This is a genomic window from Holtiella tumoricola (genome assembly GCF_027857615.1).
Classification (GTDB): Bacteria; Bacillota; Clostridia; order Lachnospirales; family Cellulosilyticaceae; genus Holtiella; species Holtiella tumoricola.
In genome coordinates this window covers 124,956-142,202 of record NZ_JAQIFT010000043.1, presented here as the reverse complement: position 1 = coordinate 142,202, position 17,247 = coordinate 124,956, and the positions used below count along the sequence as shown (strand labels likewise).

Sequence of the window (17,247 nt, the reverse complement as noted above, 5' to 3'; positions counted from 1 at the left end):
TAACCCCTTCTTCTTATTGCCATCCATCTGTTCCAAATTCATTTACGTTATCAGATGTAATAAGGAATGTTTCTACTGGATATCTAGCATCTACATTTTCTCCACCCATTACTTTATACATAATCTCTACTGATTTATTTGCAATACCAATTGGAGATTGTGCACCTGTACCTGCAATTAAAGAATCTCCAGATGCTAATTCTGCTTTAATATCTGGTGATCCATCAACACCATAGATCTTCACATCTTTTAAACCAGCTGCATTGGCTGCTGCTAAAGCACCAAGTGCTGTTGGGTCGTTTCCACCAAAAATAGCAATAACATTTCCATGTGCTTGTAATAAGTCTTCTGTAATCCCCATTGATACTTCAAGGTTACCTTTCGCATCTTGTTGTGCTACAATGTTAAATCCTTTATCTTTAATAGCATCTAAGAATCCATTTGTTCTATCTACAATAGAGTTCATTGTTGGAGAATCTAAAACAATAATATCTCCACCTTCTGGACATTTAGCAACTAAATCCTCACCACAAACATAACCTGCATTGTAATTATCTGAACCTGCATAAGATGCAACATATTCTAATTCTGCTACTTCTGTATCAAAGTTAATAATGGGAATACCTGCTTCTTTTAATTGATCAAGTGCAGGAAGAACACCTTCTGCTTCTGCTGGGTTTAAGAAAATAGCATCTATCCCTTGAGAAATCATATCTTCAATCTGTGTAATTTGTAAGGATACATCATTGGCTGGATCTGTAGAAATAAGCTTGTCACCATTAGCCTCTACTTGTTCTCTGATTGTTTTTTCTAAGATAACAAAGAAAGGATTTGTTCCATCCATACATGTATAACCAAATACATAACTATCTTTTTCTTTTGTTGTATCTTTTGCTTCTTCTGATCCCGTATCAGTAGATGTAGAAGTTGCTGTATTTGTTTCTGTCTTGGCAGGAGTAGATGTTACTTGACCTGCACATCCTACTAATAATGTAGGTACTAAAGCCATACTCATAAGGATACTTAGCATTTTCTTTTTCATTGTAATTCCCCCTAAGATTTTTTATTTACGCGTGATTAATTATGAGTTAATAATACACCAAATATTTTTTTAAAAAACCTGATTTTTGTAACATATTATATATGACATTTGTAATTATTTTTCAATTTATTGTTATTTTATCTAAGTATTTATATAAAAATAACCCTTATGTATATAAATTAACTTATCACATAAGGGTACCTATTTTATTTAATTATTTTTGCAACAATGATTCTATAGTTCGTTGAGTAATCTTCAACGTATTCTCTACATCCTTTTCCTCACTCAATATTTTGTCTACCTCTCCTGTAGCTAAAGCCATGCTTTGTCTATACTGAGGAAATTTCGGCGTACTCACACCATTTTCTATCACATGGTTCAATACACCTGTATCAATAACTTTTTCACCATCATCTGTATCTTCACGCAGTATTTGCTCTGTTTTTTTAGACCCTGTCACCTTTTTTAAAGGAGAAGCACCTTGAGAATATCTAAAAATATCCATCTGAAATGCTTCATTATATGTAAACATTTTAAGAAGTTCCCACGCTAGTGCTTTATGTTTACTCTGGCTACTGATACCCATAAGTAGGGCATTTACTTCTGATAAATTACTTCCATTCTCACCTGCTGGCATAGTAATACAATCCCATTTAAAAGTGGTGTATTTATTCATTTTATAAGGATATGTCTTATACGTACGATATTCTGCAAAAGATAAAGGCATAAAGGCTACTTTTCCAGCATCAAAGTCATTTTGAGTAACTTTTACACCCTTATTTAATTCTAAAAGTTTTTTTAAAAATTTTATAGAGTCTATTACTTTTTGATCTGTTAAATATACCTGACTTCCTTCTTGATTAAATAATTGTCCACCATTAGAATATAAAAGTTCTGTCCATCCATAATTATAAGTACCAAACTGGTCAATAATACCGTCACCGTCTGTGTCTTTAGTAATCTTACTGCAAATTGTATATAAGTCATCCCAAGTCCAATTGTCTTCCGGGACCAAAAATCCTTCTTGTTTGAGCAAAGATTTATTTACAAACATCAGCATAGGAACAACTTCATAAGGAAGTGCATACTGATTATCTTCATAGACCCCAATATTTAATGCACTTTCATAAAATTTATTTGTATCAAATGATCTATCATTTTTAATAAGTTCATCTAAGTTCTGTATAACACCTAATGATACTAACTTATCAAAGTCATCTGATAGAATCATAGCTACGTCTGGTGTTTCTCCTTTTAAGATCTTTTGAGCAAACCACTCTGCATAATCTGTTTTTCTAATACCACCTGTATAATGAACCTTAACGCCCGGATGTTCTTTTTCAAACTCAGCAATAACTTTATCTATAATCTGATAACTATTGGCATTAGCTACATCCCAGTTACTTCCTACAAACATACCAAATTCTAGTACAATAGGCTTATTGGCTAGATAGCCTAACCCTCCTATACTACAAATTATCACTACTATAGTAACAAAAAATGTACACTTCCATCTTTTCTTATCCTCTTTATATTTAGTCATTATTCTTTCTCACACTTCCTTACCCCTGTTGCTGATTTTTAAACTCATGAGATTGAACAACCCATATAGCTAATTGGGTGCGATCACGTAACTGGAGTTTATTTAAAATGATGCTCAAATAATTTCTTACAGTTCCTTCTGATAAATACAATGTTTCTGCTATTTCCTTGTTAGAAGCACCTTTTCCTATTTCTCGTACAATTTTCCATTCTGCTTTTGTTAATTCTCCTACTAATCTTTCTTCTACCTGTATCGCTTGTTCACCTTTTGCCATTTGTGAAAAAATACGTACAACCTTTGTTGCAATCTCCGGATTAATCATTGCCCTACCACTATAAACTGTTTCAATAGAAGCTACTAGTTCATCCATAGATACACCTTTTAATAAATAGCCACTTGCACCATATTTTAAAGCATCAAATACAAATTCATCATCATCAAAAGTTGTTAAAATAATAATCTTAATTACTGGATTAAACTCCTTAACAATGCGTGTGCATTGTACACCATCCATTTTTGGCATACGTATATCCATTAAGATAATATCTGGGGCACTTTCTCGTATACTTTGTATTACCTCTTGCCCATTAGCTACTGTACCTGTTACTTCAATATTGGTCTTGGAATCTAATACCACCTTTAAACTTTCCCGAATAAGCTCTTGGTCATCTGCAATAAGAACCTTAATCATATTCTTCCCCCCATCTTACTGGTATAACTGCTTTTACTAGGAATCCATTACTACCATCAAAAGATACATGCCCATGTAGTAACTGAATACGTTCTTGCATATGTTTGGTTCCAAATCCTTTCTTGACTTCTTTACATCCAATGCCATCATCTTGTATTTCAATATGTATGGCACCATCCTTTTTATCAATAACAATTTCTATGCGGCTCGCCTTTCCATGACGTATAGCATTCGTCATACTTTCTTGAACAATATGATAAATAGTTGTTTCTTCATCTTCACCAAAAGCATAGTTTTTCAAGTTATATCGCAACTTAATATCTGCCTTTGTCACAGACTTCATATCTTCTACCATTGTTTGAAGCGCTGAATCTAAGCGTAATCTTTCAAGTGTATCTGGACGTAGCTGATTAACCGATCTACGTACTTCTCCTATACCTTCTCGTGTTACTTTTGATATAATTTCCAATTGTTTCTTAGTGGCTATGGGATTGCCTTCAATAGTCGTTAAACACGCATCAAGCCCTACCGAAATTCCTGTTAATGTATGTCCCAACGTATCATGAATTTCCCTTGCCAGACGGTTACGTTCTTTGGTTTCACCCATTTTTTCTTTTATTAATGCATATTCTTTTAATTCTTCATTGGCACATTGTAATTCAGTATTAGTAGCAGTTAGTCTAGCATAAAGCGCATTTACTTCCTCAATGATCCCTTGTTGTTCTTGAATAACATCTATACAAAATACAATAAATACAACAATGTTCAATGACACTAAAACATTATACATACCAACTAAATACTGCTGGGTTGTTGCCCCATAATACTCTACATACTCACTGAATGTAAAAAGATTAGATTGAATAGATAAAACTTCATAATTAGTCCCTACATAGATTCCCATGGCAAGTAACATAAACATAATTTTCACTTTATCCCGCACATAGTAGATAAGATTAGCAAATACCCAAAACAAAATCCCATTATAATTAAAATGTTGAAGTCCCATAATAGACATACATAAAATAAAGTCAAAGCTTAATGAACCATATATAAATAGTTTGTTTTTCCCATATATGTATTCTCTTAAAACAAATGAAATCAAAAGGCAAATAAGTAAAAAAATTGTGGTGTTTAATATCATTGTAGGATTTTTAGGTATGGCCGAAATCTTTCCAATAAAATCACGTGCAATATAAAAATCACATATCCTATTAGATGTTATATAAATACACACGGCCGGAAAAAGTGCGGCTAAAGTATTAATACATAGCATAACTAGTTTGATTAATCGTATCTTTCTAGCATTCATTACACATCCTCCTATTGCCAACCATCTGGATCAAAACTAGCTAAGTTATCTCTTGTAATCAATTCCACTGGAATAATAATCTCACCCTCTATCTCTTCGCCCTCTAAATACTGATAAGCTAATTCCACTGCTCTTCTTCCTATTTCTATAGGAAATTGCGCACTGGTTCCTTCTAAATATCCTTTTTCAATCATAGTTTTTCCATCTGGTGAACCATCTGTTCCATAAATTAATATATCTTCAAAATTAACACCACGCAGTTGAAGTGCCGCCAAAGCACCTAATGCCGTTGGATCATTCCCCCCCAATATCACATCAAAAGTGATCCCCTCATCTATCATTTCCTTTGTAATCTCCATTGCAACTTCAAGCTCTGCTGTTCCGCTCTTTTGGTAGACAACTTCATATTCCTCATACCCTTCTATCGTATCCAAAAAACCTTGAACACGTAGTGCCGTAGAGTTAACGTTATTATGATTAATGATTGCTATCCTAGCCCCATCCTTCTTTTGCATAATATCCTGGGCAATTTGTACACCTGCACTATAATTATCCGATAAAATACAAGCTACTACATAATCTAAATCATAAACATAAGTATCAATATTAAATACTGCTACACCTGCTTCATAACATTGCTCCAAAGCAGGTTTGATCGTCTTCCAATCCACAGGATTTATAAATATAGCTACAACCCCTTCTTCTATCATTTCTTCAATTTGCGCATTTTGTTTTTCTTGGTCTTGTGCTGGATCTCTTGTAATCAAAATATCCCCATTTGCTGCTAAAGCTAATTCCATACTATTATCTAATGCTATAAAATAAGGATTATTCATATTCATATACGTCGCACCAAATTTTCTAGGTATATGCTTCTTATTGGCTATTTGCTCGCCTTGCATTACAAAGCTTAGCCTACATCCTGTTAGCGTTACAATTACTAGAATCAACATAATAGCTAGCTTATACTTCATATCCATAAACCCTCCACTTTACCTAACTCATTTTAAGTAAAACCTCAACCTGCAAATACAATCTCAAATTAATTATATATTCATACATCATGTAGACATAAATTGTATACTTTATATTAAATTTTCCTAAATACAATTTATATTATAGTAAATTTAAACTATATTAACAATAGACTCTTTGTAAAAGTATGGCTTCCAGAGTAAATTTTCACAAAACAATAAACCCCTTAAGATTATTCTTAAGGGGTTTATTGTTTCACTCGACATAGGCATACTTTTTATAGATTACATAACTTTAGTTTCGGTATACTAATGGTTACTTCAGTCCCTTGCCCTTCATTACTCTCAATTTGCAAGTTATATTTTCCATCATAGTAAAGCTTAAGTCTTCTATTAACATTAGATAACCCAATGCTTTCATTTTCATCTAAGTCTTCACTCGTTATTTTATCCTCTAATCTATCTTTAATTCTATCTAATTTTTCTTTTGATATACCATCTCCATTATCTTTTACAACGATATGGATTCTATCTTGCTCATAAATTTGTATATGTATCCTAAGCACTTCTCCATCTGTTTTTCTATATTTAATACTATTTTCTAAGATTGGTTGTATAATAAATTTAGGTATCAGGTATTGTTTAACTGCTTCTTCGACTTCAATCTCAAAAGTCACTCCTGTCCCATATCTTATAATCATCAATTTTGTGTAGCTACCCACAAATTTTAATTCTTCTTCTATCTCCCAAATAATAGTATGTTTTCTAAAGCTTGCATTAAGAAGTTCTGCCAAATTAACCATTGCATCACCTACATTGTCAGCACCATTCATTACTGCCATCCACCTAATACTATTGATTGTATTGTAAAGGAAATGAGGATTAATTTGCATTTGGAGGGTTTGCATTTCTAATAAACTTTTTTCATGTTCTTTTTTCTCTGCAACTTCCATAAAGAATTTGACTTGATCCAACATGTTATTAAATTGCTGATTAAGTTCTTCTAACTCCTCTACTTTTGTATGCTGAGTAATCCTTTCATCTATCCCTCCATCAGAAACTTTCCTCATAACGTTAATAAGATTTTGTATAGGATTGGTATACCTAATAATCCATACACTAAAAAATACCCCCATAATTACTATTGTAATGATGACTATAGTAATCATCATATTTCTAATGGTTAAAGTATCATTGATATAGACTTGCATTGGAATTTCATTAATCAGCATCCATTTGTACTTAGGTAATTTGTAATACATGACTTGAACATCTTTTTCCTCATCTCTATATCTCATACTCCCATATTGTTTTAGAGGATCTAGATCTTCTATATAGGGAATGATCTCTCCTATATTCGAAGTATTGACTGAAGAGATTTTCATCCCATCGGTATCTACAATAGATACTTCATAATCATAATGGGAATTAGCATCATAGTAAGCCCTAAATATATCTTCTTTCAACATTACAAATATAATACCTTGATTGTTTGAAACAGGAACTGTTTTTGCTAATACTAAATTTTTATTTCCTTCATGATTACTTATCCTGTCAGCATCATTCTTATAAAAGTAATCTCTATCATAGCCTCCTAGCCATACGAAATGGGGGGATTGTTCAATAATCTTTTGATAATCCTCAGATTCTATAAAGGGATGCTTCTTTGGGATTAAACTAAAATATGTTTTATGTAGTGAGCTTCCCCCTTTTCTCCCATCTTCTGAAAATAGAACAATTGCATCTATAAAGCTATTTTGTTGGATCACCTTATCTATCATTTTAATCAATGCTTTGTGATTATTGATAATACTTAATTCATTTTCATTGCCTGCCTGCAAGAAATTAAGTACATCACGGTCTATCATGAGCTGAGCAACTATTTTTTCTGTTTGATCAGCTACTAAGTTAATTGTGTTTTCCATTTGCTGAAAGACTTGTAGAGATGTCTTTTCGCTATTTTCAATGAGTTTATTATTTACGAGCCTATAGCAGATTCCAAAGCTTAAAGATAATATAATAACTGCTATACCAATAAGTATAATGGCTAATCTTATCTTAAATTGCTTTAATATCTTTTCTTTTAACATCTCATCACCTATATACTTTCAAGTTATACTCTCTTCATTTATTGCTTAACAGCCCCTAGTGTAATCCCTTTTACAAAATAGCGTTGCATAAAAGGATATACCATGAAAATTGGCATACTTGCTACAATAGTAATTGCCATACGAATTGCCTTAGGGGATAAACTACTCGCTTGTTGAACTGTTATACTCCCTAAAGAGGATGCATTTTTGAGCTCCGCAGCAATTCTTTGTGATTCATTCAGATATTGATAAAGCAGATATTGGAGCGTATTAAGATGGTCTTTTGTCATATAAATATTATTATCAAACCATGCATTCCATTGGCCTACTGCTGCAAACATAGCAACCGTTGCAAGTACCGGTTTAGATAAAGGAATAATAATATGAGTAAAAATCTTTATATATCCAGCACCATCTATCATCGCTGACTCTTCTAAGGATTTAGGTAACTGCTCTATAAATGTTTTAATTAAAATGACATTGTACGCTGAAACAGCACTTGGCAATATATATACCCAAAAGTTATTGAGTAAGTTATAACTTTTCATTGTTAGATAGACAGGGATTAGTCCACCCCCTATGTACATAGTAATAACGAGCGCACGATATAAAATTTTTCTATAAGGCATTTCCTCTTGAGTAAACAAATATCCTAACATTCCGCAACTTATTACTGTAACAATAGTCCCTATTACCGTTCTAAGTACTGATATAAGAAAAGCACTCCATATTCCTTTTAATTGAAAAATTTGATTAAAACTCGTCACCGATAAACCTCTAGGTAAAAAATATAAAGGTGCTTCATTTACTCTCACTGGGTCACTTAAGCAGTAAATGAGTAAATACCAGAATGGATAGATACATGTAAATGCTAATACTATAAAAAAACCATAATTCAAACACTGAAACCCTATTCTTAAAGGTGTATTTTTAACCTTATCCATAAACGCTTCCCCCTCTCTAAATAATAGCTGTTCCTCTAACTTTTTTAGCTATTGCATTAGCAGTAAATAATAACCCTATACTGATTGCAGATTTCATGATTCCAATAGCTATACTATAAGAATAATCTTGACCAATAAGACCTAATCGGTAAACGTATAAATCTAGCACTTCTATCGTCTGGGCTGTTGATGCATTTTTGAATAAGAAGTACTGTTCAAATCCTTGATTTAAGAAGTTTCCTATATTCAGTAATAAAAGTACTATATAAGTAGGCATAAGCCCTGGCAATGTAATATGCATTGCACACTTTACCCTTCCAGCTCCATCAACCATAGCTGCATCATAAAGTTCCTGATCTAATCCTGTAATAGCTGCAAGGTAAATAATAGAACTCCACCCTAATGTTTTCCATAATCCTAGTAATGTCTGAAACCAATATACTGCATCTTGGTTCCCTAATATACTTTGAGGTGCTTGTGCAACCATTCCTGTTGACACTAATATTTCATTTAATATCCCCTCAGAGGAGAAGAACATAAAGCATATGGAATAAATGATAACCCAACTTAAAAAATTAGGAAGCGTTGTCACTGTTTGAAAAAATTTCTTTGCCTTTTTATTTTTAATTTCATTGAGCAAAATCGCAAAGAACATAGGAAGTGGTGTAACAAGAATCCCTATAACCGCAAAAATCAGCGTATTCTTAATAACTCTTAGCATATCTACTGTATCTGTTAAAAATAATTTAAAATAATCAAGTCCTACAAATTCACATTGCCATAAAGGCAATCCAGGCTTATAATCAAAAAACGCATAAATCCATCCAAACAATGGTACATATGTAAATAAAAATACAAGTAACATAAAAGGTAACGCTAAAAAAAGTAATATATAATTCTTTTTCCTTTTATTTTGTGTAAATGTTATTGAAGATGGCATTGCCAATGCTTTATTACTCACTACAATCACTCCATTCGTTTTCATATAAAAACGAGAGGAATTGAACTCACTCGCTTCCTCTCGTCTTTTATTTTATCTATTTACCAAGAGATTCTATTTCAGCTTTGGAGTTATTCCAATTCGTTTCAAACCATTCCCAAGCTTTTTGCTGGTCGGCCTTTTGTAGTGCGGCAATTAAAGCATCTTTATTTTTAGTAAATTCTTCGTCTGTTTTAGACTGAACAATAGCTGGAATATAACTAATTGTTACTTCTTCACATTTTGACATGATACGTTTAATGTCTGATGGGACAGTTGGCATCACTGCATCTATATCTGTATTAAGTGTTGAATGATCATATCCTTTGCCCTCTTGCACCATTTGTTGATGTACTTGGCTTGGATATTCTACACCCATAACTTCACTATAATCTTTTTGTATTGGATTAAGCCCTTGAACTCTATATTCCTTTTTACTAAATAGGGAATAAGGACTACCATCTGGATGCAGATTATCTGGTGATATACCTACAATATTTTGCCATGCACCGATACCTGTATTCTTCCATTCAGGTGTAGATCTAAGTGCTAAAGTTTCTTCAAATAAATAAGGTTCACCTGATTCATCATAGTCCCAATGGGTTCCTTGTATACCTGAATAAGCTAGTCTATTCCCATCTGGACTATTTATAAAATCAATAAATTCTACGGCTTTTTCTGGATTCTTACATTCACTTGTTACAAAGTAGAGTTTATTTACCCACCCTGATCTAAAGTCGGAACCATACCAACCTGCTTCTGCTGGTAAAGTAATGAAGCCTTTCATTGTATCAGGGTCTTCTGCTCTATTATTGTTATAGAAATTTCCAAGATACCATCCTGTACCATCTGTAAGATATTGACCTTTGTCAGCCTTTTCTATAAGATCCTCACTTTTTGTGATAAATGCATCTGGATCTAGTAATCCCTCTTTATAAAGGGTATTATAAAACTTCATATCCATCCAAAATGGACTATTATTTTCATAATCTACAAAGTTATTGATAACTTCATTTGTTCTTACATCAATAAGATAATGTAAATTACCTATACTTGCTCCTTTATATCCATAACATGCCATCGCTCTTATTGTCCATCCATGTACACCCATATCATTATATACAGACATTGCATAGACAGGTTCTCCATTTTCTGTTACAGGATAGATAGCTTTCATCTTTTTGAGTGCATCTATAAACTCTTCATCATTTGAGATCGTTGGCATACCAATTTCTTTATATAAATCCCATCTCACCTTATAGCCATAATAAAGTTCTGTTGGACCATTTGGAAGTTCTACACCTGAACTTGGTGTATGGAAATAAAGTTTTCCGGTGCCATTACTATATTTTTCTCTCATAAGATTGTTCCTAAATTCAAACTTACTAATATTAGAACCATATTCATCTAGATAATCATCTAACGGTATGGCATATCCAGCTTGTAAGACTTGCTCTAGATATTCTGGATAGATCATCAAAATATCTGGTAGATCTCCACTTGCTAATAATAAGTTAAACTTCTCAGTATCAAGGTTAATCCCTTCTAAATCTATCCCTAACTGCTTTTCAATCTCATCCATAATCAAGGTATCTTCATTATTATCTCTACCCGTTAAGCGTAGATTCAATAAACCTATTGTTAAAGGCACTCCCTCCTCTGTACCCGTCACTTTTCCTACCTCTTGTTCAACTTTTTGATTACATCCTGTACATCCAACTATTAGTAGACTCATACCTAGAAAAACACACATTGCTTTTTTTAACATACGCATAACTTTCTTCCCCCTTATTTTTATATGAGCTATAATGATCGTAGTTTTAGTATACTTATTTTAGGTACTAAAGGTTATGGCATAAGTTATCATTATTTTTAACTATTTTAAGAATCCATTTTATTCCTAAAAGTTCTTGAATAATATTACTCTATTTCTATACATTTTACATTTTTAGATCTATGAGGATTTAATTAAATTTTCCTCTCTAAATTTAATTTCCACTCTCTTGGAGACAATCCTGTTTTAAGTTTAAACATTTTACTAAAATATGTTTCTTCTGCAAATCCTACTTCTTCTGCTATTTGATAAAAAAGCATATTTGTTTTTAAGAGTTCTTTTGCTTTTTCTATCTTAAGGTACATCATATAATCTACAAAACTTTGTCCCATTTCTTTCTTAAACAATGTAGAAAAATAGTTAGGACTTAAATTGACATAGCCTGCTACTCCTTTAAGCCCTATATCTTTATTATAATTTTTTTCTATGTAATGAAGTGCCTTCACAATCTCATCCTTTTTAGGAAAATGTTCTCTCATCGTTTCTTTAACCTTCTCAACAAATCCTCTATATACATTAAGCGTGTCTAAAAGTGTGTAGGTATTAATAATTTCTCGTTGAAGTTGGATCATTTCTTCTGTCGTATTTGTTTTAGTTGTATTATTAATAAGGTTTGCCAAACAAATTATCTTATCTTGAATTAATTGTTTATAATCCGTATTATTTTCATCCGCACAATCTGCTACCATGTTTTTTATTATTTGGTTATAATATTCTTTTTGGCTGTCTGCTAACATCCATTCCAAACTTTCTTGTTGAATAGGCTGAAGTAGTTTTTGTATATAACTCTCAATCTTAAATGTATTAAATTCCCATATAAGAGGCGTTTCAAGAAAATAGAACTGTTTTGCTAATACTTTATTTTTTTTATATTTCTCTTGAAGCTGCCCCCATCCCTCTGCTAAGTGGGTAATAACTATTTTTAAATCTACTTTGAGTAATTCCTTACTTGTATGTACAATATGAAGCAAATCCTTCTCTAACATCTCATGATTTGCTATATCTTTTTCTTCTATAAAAATAATATCTAGTTCATCACTTAGCGTATAAACTTGTCCTCTAACATGCATTAAACTATTTTTCAGCAAATCTTTTAATGTACTATTTCTTCTTATGTTCCGCCTAATGTTTTTACAATCATTAAGAAAACTCTTATTTACCATAATAGCCATACAAGGTATGCCAGGTTCTTTAGTACTCTGTACAAACTCCTCTACAGTCAGTTTTTCTTCTATTAAATACTCTATTAAACTTTTTTCCAGTGTATCTTCTATATATTCTTCCTCTATCACTTGAAGCTTCTGATACTGATTACACAATGTATTTTTTGCCTTTTGTAATACATCGTTCATTTGTTTCATATTCATTAATGCCTTCGATAGATAATCAAAAATATTGTACGCTATCATTCCTCTCACTATTTCAAAATCTTCCACACAAGATATAACAATGATAATACACTCTTGATCTATCTCTCTTATTTTTTGTATAAGCTCGACGCCTCCCATTTTAGGCATCTTTAGATCAGTAATAATTATTTGAGGTCTTTTCTCCAAGAAACACTGGTAGGCACTCTGTCCATTATCTACATCTGCAACAACTTCCATCCCTAATGTATTCCAATCTATTGAATGCTTTAATCCAATTCTAACTAACATCTCATCTTCCGCTATAATCACCTTTATCATTGTAACCTCCCCCATCATAGCCCTTATATAGTATGTTAATTGTCTCATTATTAACCTTTATATTATACATTGTATTATTACCTGAAAATATTATCAACAATTATGTAATCCTGTCTGATTATCATTTCCTTTATAATGAATTCATTATAAACAAAGTATAAAAACTCTAGAAATACTGACCTATTGAGTACTTCTAGAGTTTTATATTTGATACTAATTAATTTTAAACTGACATAACACTAATCTCTCTCATAACTGCAAACACACTACCTTGTATAGTTGATAAAACTTCAAAACGTATATAACGTGCCTGGCTAGGTGCTGCAAAAGGTACTACTTGGAGGATTGGATTATGGTAAATATTATCAAAGCTCGTTTCCTGCTTTTGTGCTTCCCAATGTATACCATCTAAACTTGTATAAAGAGAATACATGGCTACATTATAATTAAAGTCATAACCATCTGCTACTGGCATAAAACTAAATCCAGAAAGTGTTAAGGTCTCACCCATATCAATATCAATACTATAAGGTATTGAAGCTATTTTAAGGTAACTTGTTGGATCCTCACTAAGGATAGATTCTCTTTCAAAACCTTCAACCTCATTACCTGAGCTTGCAATGACTTTCCAATGTTTTTTATTTACACCAAATGTCTTACTGGCTGGAATATTTTCTTCAACATAAAAATCTGGGTTGTCTTCTGTATAATAAGCTATAGCCTTAACAGTACCTCCATATATTAATGCAAACGGCTCGACATATTGAGGACTTTCTTTAGTCGGTGTAGAACCATCTACTGTATAATGTATCTTCGCTGCAAGCTTTGACGTAATGCTAACTATCCCTTCCTCTGAACGTGTAATACTTGGTTCAGCTACAAGAATAGGTGCTTTGAATAGGCCTATTTGTTTGATAATAGGTAACGCTCTAGATTGAGTAATGATAATACGTATATTACTTGCTGTAATAAAGCTTTCTTCAGATAAACGAAGGAGTTTCTTATAACCAATAATAGTACCTGTACCTAGAGTTCTCCATTCATTGTTCTCTTCTACTTCTATGTGGAATGCCTCTACACGTTGTCCTTGTGCAATATCTTCTTGAAGCATTAAGGTATTAAAGGTAGCTGGTTGATCAAATTTAATCTCTATAATTGAGCGTTCTTCTTCTGAGTGTGTTGTAACTGTTGCCTCTTCTATAAGATTATGTCTAAAGGTGGAACGAATCACTTCTCCCATTTGTTTAAGTCTTGTTACATCTGTTGGGTGCAACAATCCATTTGGTGCTGGCGGTACATTTAGCAACAACTGAGCATTACCACCTACTGATTGATAGTAGACATCCATCAGTTGCTTTAAGGATTTTACCATATGATCTTCCCCTTTATGATAGAACCAGCCTGGACGAATAGAAATATCTACTTGAGCAGGGTACCATGCTACCCAATCACCATTAATCGCATGCTTTTTAAGTGCATCTCTTCCCCCAAGGTCTTCAAGATTTGCTAAAGTATAATTATGATTCCCAAAAGAAAGTGCACTTGTATCTGACTTTTCTGCCTCAATACCATCCATTCCTGGAATAGGTACCGGACTCCACTCATTTGCTCTACAGCTCCCTGCTTCATTACCACACCATCTTGTATCAGGTCCCATACATGATATGGTTGTATGAGGACTTTGTGTACGAACTGTTTCATAGAACCCACGCCAATCATATTCTTGCTTCTTACCATTAGGCCCTTCACCACAAGCTCCATCTAACCAAACATCTACTACCTCTCCATAGTTTGTAAGAAGTTCTGTAAGCTGTCTTTTGTAATATGTATTATAAGCTGGTGAATCCCCATAGCTTGGTTCATGACGATCCCATGGTGAAAGATAAATTGCAAATTTGACGCCATACTTTTTACATGCATTAGCTACATCTCTTACGATATCTCCTTTACCCTCACGCCAAGAGGTATTTTCAACCGTGTAATCTGTATATTGACTTGGCCATAAACAAAAACCTGAATGATGCTTGCATGTTAAAATAACTGCTTTCATCTCTGCCTCTTTAATAGTTTTAATCCATTGATCAGCATCTAACTCCTCAGGATTGAAAAGTTCTAGCGGCTCTGTTCCTTCTCCCCATTCACGATCTGTAAATGTATTAAGTCCAAAATGAATAAAGGCAATAAACTCTAATTCTTGCCATGCAATTTGTTCTTGTGAAGGACGTACTTCTACTACTTTTGATAAGATTTCTTCCATTGTGTCTGTTGGATTGAGCTTAATAATTTTTCCACCATGTGCAAGTTGTTTGATATCTGATTTCATAATATTCTCCTAAATATATGTTTTATGAAAGTTATTCTAGCCTTCAAAATACTTTCGTTCAACCCCAAATACATAAGTGCGTAAAAATCTTAAAGATATGCTGAAAAATTTACAAGATTACACCAAATACTCCTCCCTAAATAAGTTTTTTACAAAATAATAAGCCACCTTAAAACTGTTCTTAAGGTAGCTTATTATAACTCTAAAATTGTTTTATCTATTTTTATAAACTAATTTGTAATCACTCATTTATAATAGGATTGTTATATTTCTTGTACACTCTGTGTGATTTTTTCTCGTTCTATCTTACGCATCTTCATAAAGTAGACGATAACAAGAGGTACAGCAGCGGCAATCCAAGCCGCAGGGTCCGCTAAACAAATTCCCACGAAGCCAATAACTGCTGGTAAAGTGTAAGCAACCACTGCACGTGCCACTAGCTCAAATACACCTGCCATCATCGGTATAAAGGATTCTCCCATACCTTGAAGTGCATTACGATAAACAAAGATAAGTCCTAGTGGTATAAAGAATGCTGCCGCATAGTTTAAGACTTGACTGGCATAACCTATTACTTCTTGGCTAGGATTCTCAAGGAATAAGCCTATAAGTGACTTTCCAAAAAGAAGTAATACACTACTTGATAGTATACTGGTAATAATAGATATAAAAGTTATTGTCTTAACACCTTCACGAATACGATGATATAGTCCTGCACCTAGATTTTGTCCTACAAATGTAGCCGTGGACACACCATATGTGACTAATGGCTGCATGACTAACTGAATGACCTTGGATGCCGCTGTGTAAGCTGCCATAACACTTGATCCAAAAATATTGATGGCACTTTGAAGGGTCATAATTCCAATGGCTGTGATAGAAAACTGTAATGCCATAGGAAGTCCAATACAAAAATGTGTGCGGTAGTAACTTGCTGGCACTTTGAAATCTTCTTTTTTGAGTTTTAATAAATGGAACTTCTTATAACTATAGACAAGACAAAGTATTGCTGCTAAACCTTGAGCGATATTGGTCGCATGGGCCGCTCCTGCTACACCCATATCAAAGTTTACAATAAAAACTAAGTCTAAAACAATGTTTACAACAGAAGCTAAAATCAAGAAATACAAAGGTGTTTTACTATCCCCTAGCGCACGTAAAATCCCTGCAGACATATTATAAAATGATTGTGTAAAAATCCCCGCATAGATAATCGTAATATACGTATCTGCATACCCAAATACATTCTCTGGTGTATTCATAAGCTTTAAAAGTGGTGTTTTTAAAGCTAGCATCACTATTGTCACTACAATGGTTAGGATGACTGTAAGTGTTATATTACTCGCAATTGCTTTTTTTACACTATCCTCATCCTTTGCGCCAAACCGTTGAGCAACCATAACCGAAAACCCACTGGTCAGTCCCAATAAAAATCCATTAACCAAGAAGAACATCGAGCCTGTTGAGCCTACTGCTGCTAATGCTTCTTCTCCTAAGAATTTCCCTACAATAATGGTATCTACCATACTGTAAAGTTGTTGAAAGACATTTCCAATAAGTAATGGGATTGAAAACCATATAAATAACTTAAAAGGCTTGCCTTGTGTCATATCATTTGTCATATTAATGCTCTCCTTACTTTTTAAACATCCTTCATTATAATCTATTCCTTGTCTTTTGACGATATAAATTTCTCTTTAAATCATTCCATTAAGTATATTCTACTTAAAGTTTACAAAAAAAATTCCTCCACATCTATTTCATTATGTGGAAGAATTTTTCTTATTTTTTATTTAGGTCTTCTATCCTTAGGATATCTTGTTATGT

Annotated in this window: 12 protein-coding genes; all 12 read right to left on the bottom strand. The window is 33.0% G+C overall.

Annotated elements, in window-relative coordinates:
* Positions 1–13: 13 nt before the first annotated feature.
* On the bottom strand, positions 14–1,042 hold the full coding sequence (locus PBV87_RS10730; protein ID WP_271012260.1) for a sugar ABC transporter substrate-binding protein: 1,029 nt from the start codon (positions 1,040–1,042) through the stop codon (positions 14–16).
* Positions 1,043–1,256: 214 nt separating this feature from the next.
* The gene (locus PBV87_RS10725) at positions 1,257–2,585 is read right to left on the bottom strand and encodes an ABC transporter substrate-binding protein (protein WP_271012259.1); all 1,329 of its coding nucleotides are present in this window, start codon (positions 2,583–2,585) and stop codon (positions 1,257–1,259) included.
* A gap of 19 nt (positions 2,586–2,604) precedes the next feature.
* The gene (locus PBV87_RS10720; protein ID WP_271012258.1) at positions 2,605–3,276 is read right to left on the bottom strand and encodes a response regulator transcription factor; all 672 of its coding nucleotides are present in this window, start codon (positions 3,274–3,276) and stop codon (positions 2,605–2,607) included.
* On the bottom strand, positions 3,269–4,588 hold the full coding sequence (locus PBV87_RS10715) for a sensor histidine kinase (RefSeq protein ID WP_271012257.1): 1,320 nt from the start codon (positions 4,586–4,588) through the stop codon (positions 3,269–3,271). The genes PBV87_RS10720 and PBV87_RS10715 overlap by 8 nt, the downstream gene beginning before the upstream one ends.
* Positions 4,589–4,599: 11 nt before the next feature.
* Positions 4,600–5,562 (bottom strand): substrate-binding domain-containing protein, encoded by a 963-nt coding sequence (locus PBV87_RS10710; protein WP_271012256.1) that lies wholly within the window; start codon positions 5,560–5,562, stop codon positions 4,600–4,602.
* A gap of 278 nt (positions 5,563–5,840) precedes the next feature.
* Positions 5,841–7,652 carry a cache domain-containing sensor histidine kinase gene (locus tag PBV87_RS10705; protein WP_271012255.1) on the bottom strand — a complete coding sequence of 604 codons (1,812 nt, stop codon included), beginning with the start codon at positions 7,650–7,652 and terminating at the stop codon, positions 5,841–5,843.
* Between the two features lie 38 nt (positions 7,653–7,690).
* Positions 7,691–8,596 carry a carbohydrate ABC transporter permease gene (locus PBV87_RS10700; protein ID WP_271012254.1) on the bottom strand — a complete coding sequence of 302 codons (906 nt, stop codon included), beginning with the start codon at positions 8,594–8,596 and terminating at the stop codon, positions 7,691–7,693.
* Between the two features lie 16 nt (positions 8,597–8,612).
* A complete protein-coding gene (locus PBV87_RS10695) occupies positions 8,613–9,581 on the bottom strand; it encodes an ABC transporter permease (RefSeq protein ID WP_271012253.1) in 969 nt (322 codons plus the stop codon).
* Positions 9,582–9,633: 52 nt separating this feature from the next.
* On the bottom strand, positions 9,634–11,349 hold the full coding sequence (locus PBV87_RS10690) for an extracellular solute-binding protein (protein WP_271012252.1): 1,716 nt from the start codon (positions 11,347–11,349) through the stop codon (positions 9,634–9,636).
* A 194-nt stretch (positions 11,350–11,543) separates the two neighbouring features.
* Positions 11,544–13,097 carry a response regulator transcription factor gene (locus PBV87_RS10685; protein WP_271012251.1) on the bottom strand — a complete coding sequence of 518 codons (1,554 nt, stop codon included), beginning with the start codon at positions 13,095–13,097 and terminating at the stop codon, positions 11,544–11,546.
* Positions 13,098–13,320: 223 nt separating this feature from the next.
* Positions 13,321–15,420: an alpha-L-fucosidase gene (locus PBV87_RS10680; RefSeq protein WP_271012250.1), complete on the bottom strand. Its 2,100-nt coding sequence runs from the start codon at positions 15,418–15,420 to the stop codon at positions 13,321–13,323.
* A 263-nt stretch (positions 15,421–15,683) separates the two neighbouring features.
* Positions 15,684–17,042 (bottom strand): MATE family efflux transporter, encoded by a 1,359-nt coding sequence (locus PBV87_RS10675; protein ID WP_271012249.1) that lies wholly within the window; start codon positions 17,040–17,042, stop codon positions 15,684–15,686.
* Positions 17,043–17,247 lie beyond the last annotated feature (205 nt).